Raw genomic sequence first — 19,753 nt, 5'->3', positions numbered from 1 at the left:
CTCACAAGCGTTCGAAGGAGCGGCGCAGTTCCCAGTCGGTCACCGCGGCGTCGAAGGCGTCGAGTTCGACGCGGGCCATGTTGCGGTAGTGGGCGACGACCTCGGGGCCGAAGGCGGCCTTGGCGATCTCGCTGGTCTCCCAGAGTTCGGCGGCCTCGCGCAGGGTGGTGGGGACGTGGGCGTACCCGGCGGTGTAGGCGTTCCCCGTACAGGGCTCGGGCAGTTCGAGGCGCTGCTCGATGCCGTGGAGTCCGGCGGCGACCAGGCCGGCGACGGCGAGGTAGGGGTTGACGTCGCCGCCGGGGAGGCGGTTCTCGAAGCGGGTGGAGCGTCCGTGGCCGACGACCCGGAGGGCGCAGGTGCGGTTGTCGTGGCCCCAGGCGACGGCGGTGGGGGCGAAGGAGCCGGGCTGGAAGCGCTTGTAGGAGTTGATGTTGGGGGCGTAGAGGAGGGAGAAGTCGCGGAGGGCGGCGAGCTGTCCGGCGAGGAAGTGCCGCATGGTCGCGGACATGCCGTGCTCGTCGTCCCCGGCCATCACGTTCTCCCCGTCGGCGTTCTGGAGGGAGAGGTGGATGTGGCAGGAGTTGCCCTCGCGCTCGTTGTACTTCGCCATGAAGGTGAGCGAGCAGCCTTCCTGGGCGGCGATCTCCTTGGCGCCGGTCTTGTAGACGGCGTGCCGGTCGCAGGTGACGAGGGCCTCGTCGTACTTGAAGGCGATCTCGTGCTGTCCGGGGTTGCACTCGCCCTTGGCGGACTCGACGGTCAGTCCGGCGGCGGTCATCTCGTTGCGGATGCGGCGCAGGAGGGGTTCGACGCGTCCGGTGCCGAGGACGGAGTAGTCGACGTTGTACTGGTTGACGGGGGTGAGGCCGCGGTAGTTGGCGTCCCAGGCCTGCTCGTAGGTGTCCTTGAAGACGATGAACTCCAGCTCGGTGCCGACGTGGGCGGTGAGCCCGTGCTCCGCGAGGCGTTCGAGCTGGCGGCGCAGGATCTGGCGGGGCGCGGCGGTGACGGGGGTGCCGTCGCCCCAGGCGAGGTCGGCCGTCACCATGGCGGTGGCCTCGTTCCAGGGGACGCGGCGGAGGGTGGTGAGGTCGGGGTGCATGGCGAAGTCGCCGTAGCCGCGGTCCCAGGAGGACATCTCGTAGCCGTCGACGGTGTTCATCTCGGTGTCGACGGCCAGGAGGTAGTTGCAGCCCTCGGTGCCGTGGCCGAGGACGTCGTCCAGGAAGAACTGCGCGGCGAACCTCTTGCCCTGGAGCCTGCCCTGCATGTCGGGGAAGGCGAGGACTACGGTGTCGATCTCGCCGCTCGCGACGAGGGCGCGCAGCTCCTCGACGTCGAGCGGGGGTGTGCGGTCTGCCACGGGATTGCTCCTCCTTCGGCCTGCCGGGAGCCATAAGGTATTGCGGAAGACCATTGCTTGGGAAGTACCGGCGGAAAGGAAACGAGAACGTGGCCAGTACGAGTGGACCGGCGGACCGGCTGACGCCCGTGCTGCGGCCGGTGCGGGCGGGCAACGGGTTCGAGGAGGCCCTGGAGCAGATCCTCCAGGTGGTGCGGCTCGGCCTGGTGCCGGACGGGGAGCGGCTGCCCGCCGAGCGGGAGCTGGCCGACCGGATGGGGATCAGCCGGGTGACCCTGCGCGAGGTCCTCAAGGTCCTCCAGGAGCAGGGGCTCGTGGAGAGCCGGCGCGGCCGGTACGGCGGGACGTTCGTGCTGCCCCGGGTCCGGACGGGCGACGAGGACGAGCTGCGCCGCCGGATCGCCTCGGTCGACATGGAGGACACCCTGCGCTTCCGTGAGGTCCTGGAGGTGGGGGCCGCCGGGCTGTGCGCGGCCCACGGCCTCGACGCGGCGGGCGCCGGGCGGCTGCGGTCCGCCCTCGCGGCGACCCACGACGCCCCGCTCGGCGACTATCGGCGCCAGGACACCCTGCTCCACCTCACGCTCGCGGAGCTGTCCGGCTCGCCGACACTGACGGCGCAGTACGCGGCGGTCCGGGCGACGGTGAACGACCTGCTCGACTGCATCCCGCTGCTCGTGCGGAACCTGGAGCACTCCCAGCACCAGCACACCGCGCTCGTGGAGGCGGTGCTCGACGGGGACGCGGACGCGGCGCGCGAGGTGATGCGGGAGCACTGCGCGGGCACGGCGGCGCTGCTGCGGGGCTTCCTGACGTGAACGGCGCCCGGGCCGCACGAAGGGCCCCCGTAACCCGAAAGTAACGCACGGGGGTTGCGTTCCCGCGGGAGCGGCGCAAAGGTATGGCCTCAATCCATTGGGCCCGTTGCGGGGAGCTGACGCTGCCATGACGCTCGAAGACACGACCGGGAGCACGTCCGGGAAGACACCCGGGGGCGGGAAGACACCCGGGGGCGGCGCCCCGGAAGACGACTATCTGGAACGGCGCACGCTGCGCCGCGGCAGCGCCGGCTGGCTGCTGCTCACCGGCCTCGGCGTCGCCTACGTCGTCTCCGGGGACTTCTCCGGCTGGAACATCGGCCTGTCGAAGGGCGGCTTCGGCGGACTCGCCGTCGCCACCGTCCTGATGGGCGCGATGTACGCCTGTCTGGTCTTCGCGCTCGCCGAACTGTCCGCCATCCTGCCCACCGCGGGCGGCGGCTACGGCTTCGCCCGCCGGGCGCTCGGCACCTGGGGCGGCTTCCTCACCGGCACCGCGATCCTCATCGAGTACGTCCTCGCCCCCGCGGCGATCTCGATCTTCATCGGCGACTACGTCGAGTCGCTCGGGCTCTTCGGCCTGGAGTCCGGCTGGCCGGTCTATCTGGTCTGCTTCGCGCTCTTCATCGGGATCCACCTGTGGGGCGTGGGCGAGGCGCTGCGGTTCAGCCTGGTCGTGACGGCGATCGCGGTCGCGGCCCTGGTCGTCTTCGCGCTCGGCGCGCTCACCGACTTCCACGTGGACGGCCTGAACGACATCCCGGTGGACGGCGAGGCGTTCGGCTCGAACTCCTGGCTGCCGTTCGGCCTGCTCGGGATCTGGGCCGCGTTCCCCTTCGGCATGTGGTTCTTCCTCGGCGTCGAGGGCGTGCCGCTGGCCGCCGAGGAGGCGAAGGACCCGGTCCGGTCGATGCCGAGGGCGCTGGCGATCTCGCTCGGCGTCCTGGTGCTGCTCGCCGTCATGACCTTCTTCGCCGCCACCGGGGCGCGCGGCGCAGCCGCCGTCCAGGAGGCGGGGAACCCGCTGGTCGTGGCGCTCCAGGGCGACGGGGAGCCGACGGCGCTCAGCCGGTTCGTGAACTACGCGGGCCTGGCCGGTCTGGTCGCCTCCTTCTTCTCGCTCATCTACGCCGGCTCGCGCCAGCTCTTCGCCCTCTCCCGGGCGGGCTACCTGCCCCGCTTCCTCTCCCTGACCAGCCGCCGCAAGTCGCCCTACCTGGGACTCCTCATCCCGGGCGCGATCGGCTTCGCCCTCGCGGCCGGGACCGGGAACGGGGCGCGGATGCTGAACATCGCGGTCTTCGGCGCCACCATCTCGTACGCCCTGATGGCGCTCTCGCACATCGTGCTGCGCCGCCGCGAGCCGCACCTGCACCGGCCGTACCGCACGCCCGGCGGGATCGCGACCTCGTCGACCGCCTTCGTCCTGGCCCTGTCGGCCCTGGTGGCGACCTTCCTGGTGGACCGGACGGCGGCGCTCATGGCGCTCGGGGTGTACGTGATCGCCCTCGCCTACTTCGCGTTCTACAGTCGGCACCACCTGGTGGCGAAGGCGCCCGAGGAGGAGTTCGCGGCGCTCGCCGCGGCCGAGGCCGAACTCGAACGCGGCTGACGTCGTCCCGACCCCCTTGGAGGAACTGTCGTGTCCGAGCCGCTCATCGGCGTGACCACCTATCTGAACCGGGCCCGCTGGGGCGTGTGGGACATGGAGGCGGCGCTGCTCCCCTCCGCGTACCCCCGGCTCGTACGGGAGGGCGGGGGGCTCGCGGTGATGCTCCCGCCGGACGGGCCGGCCGCCGCCGCGGCGGTCGTGGCCCGGCTCGACGGCCTGGTCGTGGCGGGCGGGGCGGACGTGGAGCCCGTACGGTACGGGGCCGAGCCCGACCCCCGTACCGGCCCCCCGGCCAGGGAGCGGGACGCCTGGGAGCTGGCCCTGATCGACGCGGCCCTCGCCTCCGGCACCCCGCTCCTGGGCATCTGCCGGGGGATGCAGCTGCTCAACGTGGCCCTCGGGGGCACGCTGGTCCAGCACCTGGACGGGCACGCGGAGGCGGTCGGGGTGATCGGCCGGCACAAGGTCGAGCCGGTGCCGGGCACCCTCTACGCCTCCCTGGTCCCGGAGCCCGCCGAGGTCCCGACCTACCACCACCAGGCCGTGGACCGGCTGGGCGCGGGGCTCGCGGCCTCGGCCCACGCGGAGGACGGCACGGTGGAGGCGGTGGAGCTGACCGTCCCGGCCTGGGCCCTCGGCGTGCAGTGGCACCCGGAGATGGGCGAGGACACGCGCGTGATGCGGGGACTGGTCAAAGCGGCGGCGGCCCGTGGACGTACCTGATCAGGCGGCCGCGCGGGCGGCGAGCACCGTGCGGTCGCCGCGCATCAGGAGGGCGTAGAGGGCGGCGGAGACGCCCATGCCGACGGGCAGGGAGAGGTCGAGGCCGCCGAGGGCGGTGGCCACGGGCCCGGTGTAGAGGGTGTCGACGCAGAGGGACGCGGCGGCGACGCCGACGACGAGGGCGAGCGCCCCGGCCCGGTTGACGCCGGCGGTGTACCAGAAGGGGCCGCCGGGGGTCTCGTCGGAGAGCGCGACGCCGTCGTAGCGGCAGCGGCGCAGCAGGACGTCGGTGGCGTACACGGCCATGAGCGGGCCGACCAGGACGGTGATCATCTGGAGGGCGTTGCTGACGGTCTCCAGGAAGTGGGAGACGAGCACGCCGTACAGGGTCAGGGCGACGGCCACGGCGCCGTCGAGCAGGACGCTGACGGAGCGGCGGACGCGCAGGCCGACGGCCTGGAGGGCGAGTCCGGCGCTGTAGGCGGTCAGGGCGTTGATGGCGATGGTGCCGAGGACCAGGGCGAGCAGGAAGACCGGCACGAACCAGCTGGGCAGGATCTCCTGGAGCGCGGTCTGCGGGTCGGTCATGTCGACGGCGGTGGCCGCGAGGGCGCCGAGCGCACAGACGACGACGCTGGGCAGGAAGGCGCCGAGGGCGGTCCAGCCGACGATCGCCCCCTTGGAGGCGGTGCGGGGCAGGTAGCGGGAGAAGTCGGCGCTCGTGGTGTACGAGAGCGGGCCCGAGGCGATCATCGTGGTGCCCGCCAGGAGCAGCGACCACAGCTCGGTGCCGGAGAGGCGGGCGGCGGGGGCGTACGAGAAGTCGGCGTGCCGCAGGACGGCGAACGCGACGACGGCGAAGGCCGCGGCGAGGACGAGCGTGATCGGCAGGTACAGCTTGATGATCAGGCCGTGCCCGTAGACGCTGATGACCAGCGTGAGGGCGGCGATCACCACGACGACGGCCACCTCGACGGGGACGGTGACCGCGACGCCGGTCCTCTCCACGAGCGCGAAGGCGGCGGTGGCCGCGGCGGCCAGGTTGAGGGCGAAGTAGCAGACGGAGACCAGCCAGCCGCCGATCGCGTTGTTCACGCGGTTGCCGAGGACGCCGTAGACGGCCCGGGTGATCACCTCGCTGGGCGCGCCGGCGGCCGGGCCCGAGGTGGCGAGCAGTCCCGTGAGGACCCAGAAGAGGTTGCCCACGACGATCACGCCGAGGGCCTGCCAGAGGCTCAGGCCCATGAGGACGAGGGCGCCGCCGATGACCAGGCTCAGGTAGTTGACGTTCGCCGCGGCCCACACCGAGAAGAGTTCGCGGGGGTGTCCGTGGCGCTCCTCGTCGGGGATGTGGTCGATGCCGTGGGCCTCGATGCGGCCGGGCCGGTCGGCGGCCGGAGGGGTGACCTGAGCGGCCCGGGGAGCCGGGTTCTGGTCGGGGAACGTGGAAGCCATGCGGCCCTCCGGAAGCGTGTGGTGCCCACCTGGTTGCTTATTGGTCGCACACTCAATAGCATCCCCGGTATGTCGTCAAGCGTCGAGCGCAAGCGCGTTCGGAAAACTCCGGAAGCCCGGCGGGCGGAGATCGTGGAGACCGCGGCCCGGGTCGCCCTGACCGAGGGCCTGGAATGCGTCACCCTGCGGCGGATCGCCGAGGAGCTGGCCGTGCGGCCGGGCCTGATCAGCCACTACTTCCCCTCGGCGGAGGAGCTGGTGGCCGAGGCGTTCGCCGTGGCCTCCACCGGCGAGCTCGACTCCCTGCTGCCCGCCGAGCGGCCGCACGGCACCCCCGCGCAGTACCTCGCGCGCTACTTCGCCCTCTCGGCCGGAGAGGCGTACGACGACATCAGCCGCCTGTGGATCAACGCCCGGCACCTCAGCCGCTACCGGCCCGTGCTGCGCGACCGGGTCGCCGAGCAGGAGCGCGCCTCCGACGACCGCCTCGAAGGGCTCATCCGCGAGGGCGTCGAGCGGGGCGAGTTCCGCACGGACGACCCGCGCACCGCGGCCATCCAGATCCTGGTCGTCCTCGACGGCCTCGGCGCCCACGCCAACACCGACCGGACCGACCGGCCGGAGGCGGTGACCCGGATGGCCGTCACCACGGCGGAACGCGCCCTCGGCCTGGCGGCCGGGACGCTGACGGGGACGCCGCTGCCGGTCGTACCGGACTGAGCCGCCGGTCGCGTCCCCACGCGCCCCGTCCCCCGCACCCGTCTGTACTCGTACTCGTACCGCCGAAGAACTGCCCCGCACCCCCTGGAGCCACCCGTGCGCACCCGTCTCGTCCTGCTCTCCGCCCGTCTGCTCGACCCCGGTACGGGGGCGTTCCTGCCGGAGACCGCGCTCGCCGTGTCCGAGGACGGCCGGATCGCGGCCCTGGGCGACGACCGCGAGATGCGCGCGCTCGCCGGGCCGGCCACCACCGTGGCCGACCTCGGGGGGGCCGTCGTCACCCCCGGGCTCGTCGACGGCCACGTGCACCCCGTCAGCGGCGCCGAGCTGACGCACGGCCTCGACCTGTCGTACTGCGCCGACCTCGACGACGTGCGGGGGGCCCTCGCCCGCGAGGTGCGGACCCTGGAGCGCGGGGCGTGGCTGTTCGGCTGGGGCCTCGACCCGAACGTCTTCGGCGGCCACCCCGTGGACACCACCCCCTTCGAATCCGTCCTCGACGGGGTGCCCGCCTTCCTGCTGCTCTTCGACGCCCACTCGGCCCTCGCCAGCCGCCGGGCCCTCGAACTCGCCGGGGTCGACGGCCCCCGCACCTTCGACCAGGCCTCCGCCGAGGTCGTCTGCGACGCCGACGGACGCCCCACCGGCCTCCTCCAGGAGGACGCCGCCTGCGAGCTGGTCGAGCGGGTCGCGCCGAAGCCGACGCGCGAGGAGAGCCGGGAGCGGCTGGCGGCCGCGCTGCGCTCCATGGCCGCCACGGGCCTGACCGGCGGCCACGCCATGGACGCCAACGGCGACAGCCTCGCCCTGTACGGAGAGCTCGACGCGGCCGGTGAGCTGCCGCTGCGGCTGCGGGTGGCGCCCTGGTGCCAGCCCGGCACCGACGCCGACGGCGTGCGCGAGCTGATCGGGCGGCAGGGCACCGGCGGGGCGCTGTGGCGGGTCGCCGGCGTGAAGCTCTTCATGGACGGCACCATCGACAACGGCACCGCGTGGCTGGAGCGGCCCGACTGCCACGGCGAGTCCACGCACGCCTTCTGGCCGGACCCCGAGGCGTACACCCGGATCGTCGGCGAGCTGCACCGGGCGGGCGTGCCCACCGCGACGCACGCCATCGGGGACGCGGCCGTCCGGCACGTCCTCGACTCCGTCGGGAAGGCGCGCGCCTCGGGCGGCGGAGGGGTGCGGCACCGGGTCGAGCACATCGAGACCGTCCCGGACGACACCCTGCGCCGCTTCGCGGAGCTGGGCGTCCTCGCCTCCATGCAGCCCACCCACTGCTGCGACTTCACCCGCGCCGACCACACCGACAACTGGTCGCGCCGGCTCGGCGAGGAGCGCGCCTCGCGCGCGTGGCGCTGCCGGGACCTGCTGGACTCCGGGGCGACCGTGGTCCTCGGCTCGGACTGGCCGATCGCGCCGTTCCCGCCGCTCGGCGTGATGGCCGGGGCCCGGCACCGGCGCCCGAGCCGCGACCTCGGGCAGGCGCCGCACGGCCCCGAGCAGGCCCTGACGCCGCTGGAGGCGCTGCGGGGCCTGACGACGGCCCCGGCGTACGCGGCGGGCGAGGAGCACGAGGCGGGCCGGATCGCCCTCGGCCACCGCGCCGACCTGGCCGTCTTCGGCGGCGACCCGCTGACCACGGCCGCGACGGACCTGCCGGACCTGCCGGTGCTGCTGACGGTCCTCGACGGGCGGATCACCCACCGGGCGGCGAGCGTCTGATCAGCGACCCCTCAGCGCCCCCTCAGCGCCCCCGGGACAGGTCGCCGGGCAGGTCGCCGGGCAGGTCGCGGGTCAGGGAGAGCAGGTCCCGGGCCGGGCCCGTGGGGCGGTGGCCGGCGGGCCAGACGGCCCGCAGGTCCCGGCGGAGGAGCACCCCTTCGACCGGGACGGCGACCAGGCGGCGGGAGGCCAGCTCCTCGGTGATCGCGAGTTCGCTGAGGACGGCCGGGCCCGCCCCGCTGACGGCGGCGGCCTTCACCGCGGTCGTGGAGGCGAGTTCGAGGAGCGGTCGCGCGAGGCCGCCGTGGGCGGCGAGGGCCGCGTCGAGGACCTGCCGGGTGCCCGAGCCGCGCTCCCGCAGCACCAGCGGGGTCGCGGCCAGCTCCGCCGGGTCCAGCGGGGCGCGGCGGCGGGCCCACGGGTGCGAGGGGGCGGCGACGACCGCGAGCCGGTCGCGGGCGACGACCACGCCGTCGAGGCCGTCCGGCACGGCGAGGCCCTCCACGAAGCCGACGTCGGCGTCGCCCGCGAAGAGGCGTTCCGCGACGGCCGCCGAGTTCCCGGCCTGGAGCGACACGGCGGTGTCGGGGCGTTCGGCGCGCAGGGCGATCAGCCAGCCGGGCAGCAGGTACTCGGCGATCGTCATGGACGCGGCCACCCGTAGCCGCGAGTCGCGCCGTCCGCGCAGGGCCTGCGCTCCGGCGTCGAAGGCCTCCGCCGCCTCCACGATCCGCCGCGCCCAGTCCGTGACGAGGGCGCCCGCGTCGGTGAGCCGGGAGCCGCGCGGCGAACGGTCGACCAGGGCCACCCCCAGCTGCCGTTCCATGGAGCGGATCCGGCTGCTCGCGGCGGGCTGGGTGATCCCGACCTCGCGGGCGGCGGCGCCGAGGCTGCCGTGCCGGGCGACGGCGAGGAGCAGTTCGAGCGCGCCGAGGTCGGGGACGCGGTGGGAGAGGTGGGGCCGGGGCTCCCCGGCCCCACCGGAAGCCACCGGACCACTACGGGCCCCGGAAACCGCGGGACCACCACGACTCGCGGGGCCTCCGACGGGCGGGGGGCCGCCACTGGTCACCGAACCGCCTCCGGCCACCGGACCGCCCCTGGCCACCGGATCTCCTCCAGCCACCGGTCCGTCTCCGACCACCGGATCTCCTCCAGCTATCGGGCCGTCCCCGCCCACCGGACCGTCCCCACCCACCGAACCACCTCCGTCCACCGAACCACCCCCGTCCACCGAACCGCCTCCAGCCACCGGGCTACCCCCCGACGCGGCGCCGCCCGAAGCCGCGCCGCCCGAAGCCGCACCGCCCCGCGTCCCGTTCCCGCCCGTCCCGCCCTCGTGGGCGCCGCCGCCCCGCGTTCCCCTGCTCATAAACCCAGCTTATGACGTCATAGCCGCATGATCCCTGGTCCGGGCGCCGGAACGGGACGACGGTGGAGCCATGGCAAGCGTCGCACCTCCCCGTCCCGCACTCCTCCCCCGCGCCACCACCCCCGGCGCCGGGCCGGGCCTCCGGATCCCCTCCGTCCGTCACCTCGGACCCCACTGGTACGCCTCCGTGATGGGCACGGCGATCGTCGCCACCGCGGGCGCCGCCCTCCCGGTGCACGTCCCCGGTCTCCGTACGGCCTGCGCGGCGGTCTGGGCCCTGTCGCTCGCGATGCTGCTCGTCCTGCTCCCGGCCCGCGCGCTGCACTGGGTCCACCACCGCGACCAGGCCCGCGCCCACCTCCTGGACCCGGCCGTGGCCCCGTTCTACGGCTGCCTCTCGATGGCGCTGCTCGCGGTCGGCGGCGGGGCCCTGGTCGTGGGCCGGGACTGGATCGGGCTCCCGGCGGCCGTCGCGCTCGACACCGTCCTGTTCGGCGCCGGCACGCTGGTCGGCCTGGTGGCGGCCGTGGCCGTCCCGTACCTCATGGTGGTGCGCCACCGGATCGAGGGCGCGTCCCCGGTGTGGCTGCTGCCGGTCGTCGCCCCCATGGTCTCCGCCGCCCTCGGTCCGCTGCTCGTCCCCCACCTGCCCCCGGGGCAGGCCCGGCAGACGCTCCTGATCGCCTGCTACGCGCTCTTCGGCCTCAGCCTGCTCGCCACCCTGCTCGTGCTGCCCCTGGTCTTCGGCCGGCTCGTCACCGGCGGCCCGCCGCCGCTCGCGCTCACCCCCACCCTCTTCCTGGTCCTCGGCCCCCTCGGCCAGTCGACGACCGCCGCGAACAAGTTCGCCGACGCGGCCCCGGGCGTGCTTCCCGAGCCGTACGCGCACGGCTTCGCCGCCTTCGCCGTCCTCTACGGGGTGCCCGTCATGGGCTTCGCGCTGCTGTGGCTGGCGCTCGCCGGGGCGATGACACTGCGGGCGCGCCGCCGGGGCATGGGCTTCGCGATGACCTTCTGGGCGTTCACCTTCCCGGTCGGGACGTGCGTGACCGGCACCGAGGGGCTGGCCGGGCACACCGGTCTGGCCGCCTTCCGGTGGCTGGCGGTCGGTCTGTACGCGTTGCTCGTGGCGGCCTGGCTGGTGGCCGCTCTCCACACCCTGCGCGGGCTCGTCAGCGGCGCGCTGCTCGCAGGGCCCGGGCGAGTCGCTCCGGAGCCTCGGCCAGCGACGGCCCGTACCAGGTGAGCATCCGCCCGTCGACGAGGGCGGCGGCGGTCCCGGGGAAGGCCTCGGGGCCGTCGTCGCGCGTGAAGCGGTAGGGCTCGTCGGGCAGGACGACCAGATCGGGGGCGGTGGCGCGGAGCTCGTCGAGCGGGAGCCGGGGATAGCGCTCGGGGTGGTCCGCGTACGCGTTGCGGACCCCGAGGCGGGCGAGCAGGTCGCCGGCGAAGGTGTCGCGGCCCAGGACCATCCAGGGGCGGCGCCAGATCGGCACGACGGCGGTGAGCGGTGCCTCCGGGCGCAGGGGCGCGACCGCGGCCCAGGCCTCCTCGGCCTCCGCCAGCCAGCGGGGCCTCCGGGGCGCGCCGCAGGCGGCGAGGACCCGTTCCAGCTCGCGCAGGCCCTGGTCGAGGGTGCGGACCTCGGTGACGAGGACGTCGAGCCCGGCGGCCCGCAGGGCGTCGAGGTCGGGGGCGCGGTTCTCCTCCTCGTTGGCGAGGACGAGGTCGGGGCGCAGGGCGGTGATCGCGGGGACGCCGGGGTTCTTGGTGCCGCCGATCCGGACGACGTCGAGACCGGCGGGACGCGTGCACCAGTCGGTGGCGCCGACGAGGGCGCCGGGCAGGGTGACGGCGACGGCCTCGGTGAGGGAGGGCACGAGCGAGACGACCCTCATCGCCGTGCCTCCGAAGCCCTTCCGGCTCCCCGGCCCCTCACTCCTCCTCCGCCTCCACGTGCTCCCCCACGGCCACGACCAGGAGCCGGGTGCCGGGCTCGGTGGCGCGCCAGCGGTGGCGCACCCCGCCGGAGAGGTAGAGGGTGTCCCCCCGGTCGAGCCGGTAGGCGCGGCCCTCGGCCTCGACCTCGGCGGCTCCGTCGGCCACGTAGAGCAGCTCGTCGTTGCGGTGCTGGAACTCGCGGCCCGCGTCCTGCTCGCCGGTGAACTCCAGGGCGTGCAGCTGGTGGCGGCCCCGGACGAGGGAGCGGACGCCCTCGGGCAGGTGGGGGGAGGTCTCCCCGGACCGGACGACGTCGACGGTGCGGGAGGCCTCGGCGACGGCGAGGAGTTCGCCGGTCGTGGTCTCCAGGGCCCCGGCGACGAGTTCGAGGGAGCGGCGGCTGGGGCGGGCCCGGTCGTTCTCGACCTGGCTGAGGAAGGGCACGGAGAGGCCGCTGCGGGAGGCGACGACGGCCAGGGTGAGCTGGAGCGCTCTGCGGCGCCTCTTGACGGCCGCGCCCACGCGGGGCGACTCCTTCTCGTCCATTGTCGGCTCCCTCCCTCTCGCCTCGTGCCCGTCGCGATCCTCGTACCGGTCGGTTACCTGAACCTTACGCAGCTTTGGGGCGGGGTTTCGCGTCGTGCCGAAAAAGGGGCGGTCGCCGGACACGTACGGCGACCACCCCTTTTCGGACGGGAACCGTTCCGGTCCCGTCGGGCGGCTACTGCGGGGTGAGCTTCTCCGCGAGGCCCGGGTTGCGGTCGAGCCAGGTGCGGACGGCCTGCTGCTCCTTGCCCTTGCCGGTCTCCTGGATGACGGCTTCGAGGTCCGTGAGCTGCTTCTCGGACAGCTCGAAGTCCTTCAGCCAGGCGCCGACCTCGGGGTTCTCCTCGGTGAAGCCCTTACGGGCGAGGGTGTGGACTCCGTCACCCTTGCCCCAGCTCCCCTTGGGGTCCTTCAGCTTCTTCAGGTCGTGGGCGGAGTAGGCCCAGTGCGGGGACCAGAGGGTCACGGCGATGGGCTCCTTCCGCTCGTACGCCCGCTTCAGCTCGGCGAGCATGCCGGGCGTGGAGCCGTCGACGACCTTGTACTCGCCCTCCAGGCCGTACTCCTCGAGGACCTTGTCCTTGAGGATGCCCATCATTCCGGCGCTGGGCTCGATGCCGACGATCCGGCCCTTGAACCGCCCCGCCTTGCCCTTGAGGTCGGCGAGGGAGTCGACGCCCTTCACGTACGAGGGGACGGAGAGCTCCAGGGACGTGGGGCCGTACCAGGAGCCGAGGTCCTCCAGCTCGTTCTTGTACTTCTCCCAGTACTGGGCGTGGGTGACCGGGAGCCAGGAGTCGGTCTGGAAGTCGAGCTGTCCGCCGGCCAGGCCGGTGTAGAGCGCGCCGGCCTCCAGCTGCTTGGTGTCGACCTCGTAGCCGCGCCGCTCCAGGAGCTCCTTCCACAGGTACGTGGAGGCGATGCCCTCGTCCCAGGGGATGTAGCCGATGCTGACCTTCTTGCCGTTGCCGCCGGCGTTCCCCGTGCCGGAGCCGGTGCCGAGGAAGCCGGTGCCGCCCGCCACGAGGGCGAGGACGACGACGCCGACGAGGGCGGTGACGGGCTGCGGGCGGTGGGCCCACAGCTTGGCGCCGGGGCGCTTGGCGGTCGCGGCGCGCGCCTTGGCGGCGGCGCGGCGGCCCAGCGGGGAGACCTGGCGGCCGAGGGCGCCGGTCATCCGGTCGAGGTACATGGCGAGGACGACGATGGAGACGCCGGCCTCGAAGCCGAGGCCGATGTCGACGTTGCCGATGGCGCGGTAGACGGCGCCGCCGAGCCCGCCGCCGCCGACCATGCCGGCGATGACGACCATGGACAGGCCCAGCATGATGACCTGGTTGACACCCGCCATGATCGTGGGGAGGGCGAGCGGGAGCTGCACGCGCAGCAGGGTGTTGCGCGGGGTGGTGCCGAACGCCTCGGCGGCCTCGACGAGTTCGCCGTCGACCTGGCGGATGCCGAGCTCGGTCATCCGGACGCCCGGGGGCAGCGCGAAGACGATGGTGGCGATGATGCCGGGGACCACGCCGACGCCGAAGAAGATGATGCCGGGGATCAGGTAGACCATGGCGGGCATGGTCTGCATGAAGTCGAGGACCGGGCGCATGACGGCGCTGACGGTCTTCGAGCGGGCCGCCCAGATGCCGAGCGGCACGGCGATCACCAGGGTGACCAGGGTGGCGACGAGGACGAGGGAGAGCGTCGCCATGGCCTCGTCCCACAGCTGGACGGAGTCGACGAGCGCGAAGCCCGCGAAGGCGAGGAGGCCGGCGGCGAAGCCGCGCAGCCACCAGGCGACGACGGCGAGGATGCCGGCGAACAGCAGCGGCTGGGGCGCGGACAGGACGGCGTCGATGCCGTCGTAGAGGCCGGTGACGCCGGTGGTGACGGCGTCGAAGAGCCAGGAGAACTGGGCCTGGAGCCAGTCGACGGAGCTGTCGACCCACCGGCCGAGGGGCAGCCTAGGCACCGGCGGTCACCTCCTGCCCGTTCTTCGCGGGGACGTTCTCGGCGGCGGCGCCCTTCGTGAGGGGGGTCCGCGCGCCGGAGTCCTCGGCGTCGGTGTCCTTCGCGTTCTCTGCGTTCTCCGCGTTCTCTGCGTTCTCTGCGTTCTCTGCGTTCTCTGCGCCGAGGCCCTTGATGGCCGCGCGCCTGTCCTCGACGCCCTTCGTGGTGACGTCGTTCACGGTGGCGTCGTGCGTGCCGAGGCCGCCCATCACGCCGAGGAGGCGCTCCGGGGACACGGTTCCGAGGACGGTGCCGTCGGGGTCCTCGACGGTCACGGGGTGCGGGGCGCCGGCGGCGACGGCGCACAGGTCCGCGACGAGGGTGTCGGGCCCGACGGACCGGCAGGCGCAGTCGTCCGGGCAGTCGGCCGCGGCGGTGCCCTCCGTCATGACGGCGGAGGCGGTCAGCACCCGGGAGCGGTCGACGTCCTGGATGAAGGAGGCCACGTAGTCGTCGGCGGGACGGACGAGGATGTCCTCGGCGGTGCCGAGCTGGACGATCCTGCCGTCGCGCATGACGGCGATCCGGTCGCCGAGGCGCATGGCCTCGTTGAGGTCGTGGGTGATGAAGACGATGGTCTTCTTCAACTGCTTCTGGAGCACGAGGAGCTGGTCCTGCATGTCGCGGCGGATCAGCGGGTCGAGCGCGCTGAACGACTCGTCCATGAGGAGCAGGTCGGCGTCGGTGGCGAGCGCCCGGGCCAGGCCGACGCGCTGCTGCATGCCGCCGGAGAGCTCGTCGGGCCAGGACTTCTCCCAGCCGGCGAGGCCGCACAGCGCGAGGGCCTCGGCGGCGCGGGCCTCGCGCTCGGCACGGGGCACGCCCTGGACCTCCAGGCCGTAGGCGGCGTTCTCCAGGACGTTCCGGTGCGGGAAGAGCGCGAAGTGCTGGAAGACCATGCTGATCCGGCGGGAGCGGACCGCGCGCAGGTCCCGGGGGGAGAGCGCGGTGAGGTCGTCGCCGTCGAAGAGGACCCGGCCGGCGGTCGGTTCGAGCAGCCCGTTGAGCATGCGCAGGAGCGTGGACTTCCCGGAGCCGGACAGGCCCATCACGACGAAGATCTGGCCGGGCTCGACGACGAAGCCGGCGTCCACGACGGCCGCTGTCGTCCCCTCGGCGCGCAGCTCCTCGCGATCGGCGCCGTCCGCCAGCCTGCGGACGGCTTCGTCGGGTCGTCTGCCGAACACCTTGTACAGGTGGTCGGCCTGGAGCCTGGACACATACACCTCACGGGTAGGAACGAAGAACGGCCCCGCCACCCACGCGAGGCCGGACCGTGGAGCCCGCGGGATCGGCCCGCGCCCCGTCGCGCACGGGATCCTTTCGCCGAATTCCGTACCGGGGTTCACTCCGGGGCCGCGCATGCCCGGGGCCGAAGGTCGCAAACGCAAAGGTGACGGGGGTCACGGGAGAACGGTCCGGAAGTCCCGTTTCCGGTGGTCCCCCGGTGCGCCGCGCCGCGCCATAGGATCGGCCGGGTGACGCGACGTTTGATGCTCCTCGACACCGCCAGCCTCTACTTCCGCGCGTACTTCGGCGTGCCGGACTCCGTCCGGGCCCCCGACGGCACGCCGGTGAACGCCGTGCGCGGGCTGCTCGACTTCATCGGCCGGCTCGTCCAGGACCACCGTCCGGACGACCTGGTGGCCTGCTGGGACGAGGACTGGCGGCCGCGGTGGCGGGTGGACCTGATCCCGTCGTACAAGGCGCACCGGGTGGCCCTGGAGACGGAGACGGGCCCGGACGAGGAGGAGGTGCCGGACACCCTGTCCCCGCAGGTGCCGGTGATCGAGGAGGTCCTGGCGGCGCTCGGCATCGCGCGGATCGGGGCGGCGGGGTACGAGGCGGACGACGTGATCGGGACGCTGGCGGGGCGGGCCGCCGGGCCGGTGGACATCGTCACGGGCGACCGGGACCTGTTCCAGCTGGTGGACGACGCGCGGGAGGTGCGGGTGCTGTACCCGCGCAAGGGCGTCGGCGACTGCGACCTGGTGGACGGCGAGCTGATCCGTACGAAGTACGGGGTGCGGCCCGACCAGTACGCGGACTTCGCGGCGCTGCGCGGCGACGTCAGCGACGGGCTGCCGGGCGTGAAGGGCGTCGGCGAGAAGACTGCGGCGCAGCTGATCACGGAGTACGGGGACCTGGCGGGGGTGCGGGCGGCGGCGGAGGACCCGGCGTCGAGGCTGACCCCGGCCAAGCGGCGCGGGATCGTGGAGGCGGCCGCGTACCTGGACGTGGCGCCGACGGTGGTACGGGTCGCCACCGACGTACCGCTGCCGGAGTTCGACCCGGCCCTCCCCGCGGGGCCCCGCGACCCGGCGGCCCTGGACGCGCTGGTGAAGCGCTGGGGCCTCACCGGCGCGGTGGGACGGCTGCTGCCGGTCCTGGAGCGCTGAACCGGCCGGGCCGGAACCGTACCGTCCGCACGGCGAAGTGCTAGCTTAGGCATACCTAAGTACGCAGAGTCAGGGGAGCACGTCGTGGCAGAGCAGCCGGCCCGCAGGTCACCGAAGGCCACCGAAGCGCGCGTGGTGCACACGGAGCGGATCACTCCGCACATGGTGCGGCTCGTCCTCGGGGGTCCGGGGCTCGACGGCTTCGACGTCGGCGAGTACACCGACCACTACGTGAAGCTGCTCTTCGCCCCCGAGGGCGTCACCTACCCGGAGCCGTTCGACATGGAGCGGATCCGGGAGGAGTACCCCCGGGAGCAGTGGCCGACGACGCGGACCTACACGGTACGGGCCTGGGACCCGGAGCGGCGCGAGCTGACCATCGACTTCGTGGTCCACGGCGACGAGGGCCTCGCGGGCCCGTGGGCGGCGCGCGCCGAGGCGGGCGACACCGTGCGCTTCCTCGGCCCCGGCGGCGGCTACGCCCCGGACGAGGCGGCGGACTGGCACCTGCTCGTGGGCGACGAGAGCGCCCTTCCGGCGATCGCGGCGGCCCTGGAGCGGCTGCCCGCCGGGGCGCGGGCGCACGCCTTCGTGGAGATCGAGGACGCGGCGGAGGAGCAGAAGCTGGAGACGGCGGCGGACCTCGACGTCACGTGGCTCCACCGGGGCGGCCGACCGGTGGGCGAGGCGCTGGTCGAGGCGGTCCGGACGCTGGACTTCCCGGCGGGCGACGTCCACGCCTTCGTCCACGGCGAGGCGGGCTTCGTGAAGGACCTCCGCCGCCACCTGCGCCTGGACCGGGACGTGCCGCGCGAACGCCTGTCGATCTCGGGCTACTGGCGCCTGGGCAAGACGGACGAGGCCTGGCGCGCGATCAAGCGCGAGTGGAACGACCAGGTGGAACGCGAACAGGAGAGCTGAGCGGACTCCCGGACGGGGGCGGCGGGGGCGGAACGCCCCGCCGCCCCCGTCCGCGCGACCGGCCCCGTTCGCGGGGCTCTGACATTGTTACGGCCCCCACCGAACGCACCGTCAGCCCGCCACGACATCCCGTCGTTCCCCGAAGACCCGGTCCGACGCGTCCACGTGGGCGAGTCGACGCAGGGCGGCAAAGACGGCGCCGCCGATGACCGTGCCGCCCATCACACTCTCCACGAGCTCCTCCCGCACCCCGTACTCCAGGTCGACCCGCGCCACCTGCTCCGCCACGTCCGCGTACGCGTACGCGTCGAAGACCTCCACGAACCGGCCGTGGCCGACCTCCTCGAACGGGGCGGCCTCGACGCCTCGGCTCGGCGGTGTGAGCGCTGCGCACCACCGGCTCCTTCGAGGAGGCCCCCTCGCCGCGGCGGTCGACCTGGGCGGCGACACCGACACGGTGGCGGCGGTGACCGGCACGCTCACGGGCGCGGTGTACGGCTCCGCCGCCGTCCCGGGCCCGGCCCCGGTCTCAGCCCCGGGCGCGGACCGTCGCCAGGACGTCGCGGTCCGGCTGGAGGGTGAGGCTGGGGACCGGGCGTATCCCGTCGGCGGTGACGTCCAGGTGGAAGCGGCGGGCGAGCACCGCGAGGACGAGGACCGCTTCGACGAGGGCGAAGCGGGTGCCGAGGCACACGCGGGGTCCGCCGCCGAACGGGAACCAGGCGTACTCGGGTATCCCCTCGCCCGCTCCACCGCCGTCGCCGTTCTCGGTGCCCCCGGTCAGCCAGCGTTCGGGGCGGAAGGCCTCGGGGTCGCCGTACCAGCGGGGGTCGCGGTGGGTGGCCCACTGGCTGGACCAGACGCGGGTGCCGGCGGGGACGGGGGTGCCGCCGATGGTGGCGCCCTCCTTCGCGAGGCCGGTGAGGAGCCAGATGGTGGGGTAGAGCCGGAGGGTCTCCTTCACGACGGCCTGGGTGTAGGGGAGGGAGGCGTAGTCGTCGTGGCCCGGTTCGTGGTCGGCGAGGACCCGGTCGAGTTCCTCGGTGAGGGCGTCACGGACCCGGGGGTTGCGGGAGAGCAGGTGCCAGGCCCAGACGAGGGTGGAGCTGGTGGTCTCGTGGCCCCCGATGTAGAGGGTGACGGTCTCGTCGCGTATCTCCCGGTCGGAGAGCCGGGCGCCGGTCTCGTCCCGGGCGGCGAGGAGCCGGCTGAGCAGGTCGGGCCGTTCGGTGTCGCCGTCGCGGTGGCGGGAGACGACCCGGGAGACCTCGGCGTCGATGACGGCCGTGGCCCGCTTGATGCGGGCGCGTCCGGGAGTGGGGACCCAGTCGGGCAGCAGGGCGCCGATGCCGCTGAACTCGGCGCCGATCTCCTTCTGCGCGATGTCCATCGCCCGGCCGATGGACTCGGCGTCGGCGGCCGTGTCGACGCCGAAGATGGTGCGGACGGCGATGAGTCGGGTGAGGGCGGCCATCTCCTTCTTGATGTCGATCCGCTGTCCGTCGGTCCACCGGTCGGCGAGGTCGACGGCGCACTCGGCCATGGTCGCCGCGTAGGAGCGGACCTGCTTGGGGCGGACGGAGGGCTGGACGAGGGAGCGCTTGCGCCGCCAGTCGGCGCCCTTCGCGACGACGACGCCGTTGCCGAGGAGGGTGCGGAAGGCGATGCCGAGGTCGGGCTGGTCGAAGGTGCGCTCGATCTCGGTGAGGAGTTCACCGATGGTGTCGGGGTGGGCGATGAAGAGGGCGCGGCTGCGTCCGAAGCGCCAGCGGACGAAGTCTCCCCGGTCCCGGAGCTGTTCGAAGAAGGCGAGGGGGTCCTTGCCGAAGGCGGGCAGGTTGCCGAGGAGGGGCACGCCTCGCGGCCCTTCCGCGAAGACCGCCGGCTCCCGCACCGGCGGCCCCGGCTCTCCCGCGCCTCCTCCCCGCACCGATGTCCCCGACTCCCCTGCCCTTCCTCCCCGTTCCCCCGCCGGCCGCTCTTCGTCACGCGCCCGGGCATCCGGACCGGCATGTGCGGTCATCCGTTTCCCCTCCCCAACTACCCTTCCCTGCATGTGAGTCCATGCAAGCGGAAGGGCCCGGGTCCGCGCCACCCCTGTGGACAACGGCCTGTGGACAACGGCGTCGGGAACACGTGGACAACAGC

The 19,753-nt window shown here is 73.8% G+C and carries 15 protein-coding genes and 2 pseudogenes; 9 read left to right on the top strand and 8 right to left on the bottom strand.

Features of this window, described 5'->3' with window-relative positions; genetic code table 11:
• Window position 1: 1 nt before the first annotated feature.
• On the bottom strand, window positions 2-1,366 hold the full coding sequence (locus ACIP5O_RS28245; RefSeq protein WP_401298004.1) for a glutamine synthetase family protein: 1,365 nt from the start codon (window positions 1,364-1,366) through the stop codon (window positions 2-4).
• Window positions 1,367-1,455: 89 nt separating this feature from the next.
• Between ACIP5O_RS28245 and ACIP5O_RS28240 the strand changes: the two genes are divergently transcribed.
• From ACIP5O_RS28240 to ACIP5O_RS28230, 3 genes are all read left to right on the top strand, one after another.
• Window positions 1,456-2,184 (top strand): FCD domain-containing protein, encoded by a 729-nt coding sequence (locus tag ACIP5O_RS28240; protein WP_365539976.1) that lies wholly within the window; start codon window positions 1,456-1,458, stop codon window positions 2,182-2,184.
• Between the two features lie 127 nt (window positions 2,185-2,311).
• On the top strand, window positions 2,312-3,796 hold the full coding sequence (gene eat, locus ACIP5O_RS28235) for an ethanolamine permease (protein WP_401298001.1): 1,485 nt from the start codon (window positions 2,312-2,314) through the stop codon (window positions 3,794-3,796).
• Between the two features lie 30 nt (window positions 3,797-3,826).
• A complete protein-coding gene (locus ACIP5O_RS28230) occupies window positions 3,827-4,519 on the top strand; it encodes a gamma-glutamyl-gamma-aminobutyrate hydrolase family protein (RefSeq protein ID WP_401297998.1) in 693 nt (230 codons plus the stop codon).
• On the opposite strand, the gene ACIP5O_RS28225 is transcribed toward ACIP5O_RS28230, so the two are convergent.
• A complete protein-coding gene (locus ACIP5O_RS28225) occupies window positions 4,520-5,974 on the bottom strand; it encodes a purine-cytosine permease family protein (protein WP_401297995.1) in 1,455 nt (484 codons plus the stop codon).
• 69 nt (window positions 5,975-6,043) lie between these two features.
• On the opposite strand from ACIP5O_RS28225, the gene ACIP5O_RS28220 reads away from it, so the two are divergent.
• Both ACIP5O_RS28220 and ACIP5O_RS28215 read left to right on the top strand, forming a co-directional pair.
• Window positions 6,044-6,694, top strand: coding sequence for a TetR family transcriptional regulator (locus ACIP5O_RS28220; protein ID WP_356548471.1), 651 nt, complete (start codon window positions 6,044-6,046; stop codon window positions 6,692-6,694).
• Window positions 6,695-6,790: 96 nt separating this feature from the next.
• On the top strand, window positions 6,791-8,419 hold the full coding sequence (locus ACIP5O_RS28215; protein WP_401297992.1) for an amidohydrolase: 1,629 nt from the start codon (window positions 6,791-6,793) through the stop codon (window positions 8,417-8,419).
• Window positions 8,420-8,441: 22 nt separating this feature from the next.
• Here ACIP5O_RS28215 and ACIP5O_RS28210 read toward each other — a convergent pair whose 3' ends face one another.
• The gene (locus ACIP5O_RS28210) at window positions 8,442-9,410 is read right to left on the bottom strand and encodes a LysR family transcriptional regulator (RefSeq protein ID WP_401297989.1); all 969 of its coding nucleotides are present in this window, start codon (window positions 9,408-9,410) and stop codon (window positions 8,442-8,444) included.
• Between the two features lie 451 nt (window positions 9,411-9,861).
• Here ACIP5O_RS28210 and ACIP5O_RS28205 point away from each other — a divergent pair, with 451 nt between their 5' ends.
• A complete protein-coding gene (locus tag ACIP5O_RS28205) occupies window positions 9,862-11,037 on the top strand; it encodes a TDT family transporter (RefSeq protein WP_401297987.1) in 1,176 nt (391 codons plus the stop codon).
• Here ACIP5O_RS28205 and ACIP5O_RS28200 read toward each other — a convergent pair.
• The 4 genes and pseudogenes from ACIP5O_RS28200 to ACIP5O_RS28185 form a co-directional block, all read right to left on the bottom strand.
• Window positions 10,964-11,689: a helical backbone metal receptor gene (locus ACIP5O_RS28200; RefSeq protein WP_401297984.1), complete on the bottom strand. Its 726-nt coding sequence runs from the start codon at window positions 11,687-11,689 to the stop codon at window positions 10,964-10,966. The two genes, ACIP5O_RS28205 and ACIP5O_RS28200, sit on opposite strands and share 74 nt — an antisense overlap.
• Before the next feature lie 37 nt (window positions 11,690-11,726).
• Window positions 11,727-12,278 carry a helix-turn-helix domain-containing protein gene (locus ACIP5O_RS28195; protein WP_401297982.1) on the bottom strand — a complete coding sequence of 184 codons (552 nt, stop codon included), beginning with the start codon at window positions 12,276-12,278 and terminating at the stop codon, window positions 11,727-11,729.
• A 175-nt stretch (window positions 12,279-12,453) separates the two neighbouring features.
• The gene (locus ACIP5O_RS28190) at window positions 12,454-14,247 is read right to left on the bottom strand and encodes an ABC transporter permease/substrate binding protein (protein ID WP_401297979.1); all 1,794 of its coding nucleotides are present in this window, start codon (window positions 14,245-14,247) and stop codon (window positions 12,454-12,456) included.
• Between the two features lie 241 nt (window positions 14,248-14,488).
• Window positions 14,489-15,505: pseudogene (locus ACIP5O_RS28185) on the bottom strand (glycine betaine/L-proline ABC transporter ATP-binding protein); the annotation flags it as partial.
• A 273-nt stretch (window positions 15,506-15,778) separates the two neighbouring features.
• Between ACIP5O_RS28185 and ACIP5O_RS28180 the strand changes: the two are divergent.
• The 3 genes and pseudogenes from ACIP5O_RS28180 to ACIP5O_RS28170 form a co-directional block, all read left to right on the top strand.
• A complete protein-coding gene (locus tag ACIP5O_RS28180; protein ID WP_401298265.1) occupies window positions 15,779-16,684 on the top strand; it encodes a 5'-3' exonuclease H3TH domain-containing protein in 906 nt (301 codons plus the stop codon).
• Window positions 16,685-16,768: 84 nt separating this feature from the next.
• Window positions 16,769-17,605, top strand: a complete 837-nt coding sequence (locus ACIP5O_RS28175) for a siderophore-interacting protein (protein WP_401297976.1) — start codon at window positions 16,769-16,771, stop codon at window positions 17,603-17,605.
• Between the two features lie 205 nt (window positions 17,606-17,810).
• Window positions 17,811-18,077, top strand: a pseudogene (locus ACIP5O_RS28170) (hypothetical protein); the annotation flags it as partial.
• Between the two features lie 57 nt (window positions 18,078-18,134).
• Here the strand turns inward: ACIP5O_RS28170 and ACIP5O_RS28165 are convergent.
• Complete coding sequence (locus ACIP5O_RS28165) at window positions 18,135-19,499, bottom strand: cytochrome P450 (protein ID WP_401297974.1); 1,365 nt, start codon at window positions 19,497-19,499, stop codon at window positions 18,135-18,137.
• Window positions 19,500-19,753: the final 254 nt, after the last annotated feature.

Origin of the sequence: Streptomyces sp. NPDC088915, assembly GCF_044749825.1 — a bacterium.
In the GTDB taxonomy this organism is placed as follows: Bacteria; Actinomycetota; Actinomycetes; order Streptomycetales; family Streptomycetaceae; genus Streptomyces.
The sequence above is the reverse complement of the archived record's forward strand: the minus strand, read 5'-3'. Positions and strand labels throughout refer to the sequence as shown.

Coding starts and splice junctions, on each gene's coding strand:
- eat (WP_401298001.1), top strand. CDS start 2,312: ATGACGCTCGAAGACACGACCGGGAGCACGTCCGGGAAGACACCCGGG.
- ACIP5O_RS28225 (WP_401297995.1), bottom strand. CDS start 5,974: ATGGCTTCCACGTTCCCCGACCAGAACCCGGCTCCCCGGGCCGCTCAG.
- ACIP5O_RS28220 (WP_356548471.1), top strand. CDS start 6,044: ATGTCGTCAAGCGTCGAGCGCAAGCGCGTTCGGAAAACTCCGGAAGCC.
- ACIP5O_RS28205 (WP_401297987.1), top strand. CDS start 9,862: ATGGCAAGCGTCGCACCTCCCCGTCCCGCACTCCTCCCCCGCGCCACC.
- ACIP5O_RS28200 (WP_401297984.1), bottom strand. CDS start 11,689: ATGAGGGTCGTCTCGCTCGTGCCCTCCCTCACCGAGGCCGTCGCCGTC.
- ACIP5O_RS28195 (WP_401297982.1), bottom strand. CDS start 12,278: ATGGACGAGAAGGAGTCGCCCCGCGTGGGCGCGGCCGTCAAGAGGCGC.
- ACIP5O_RS28180 (WP_401298265.1), top strand. CDS start 15,779: ATGCTCCTCGACACCGCCAGCCTCTACTTCCGCGCGTACTTCGGCGTG.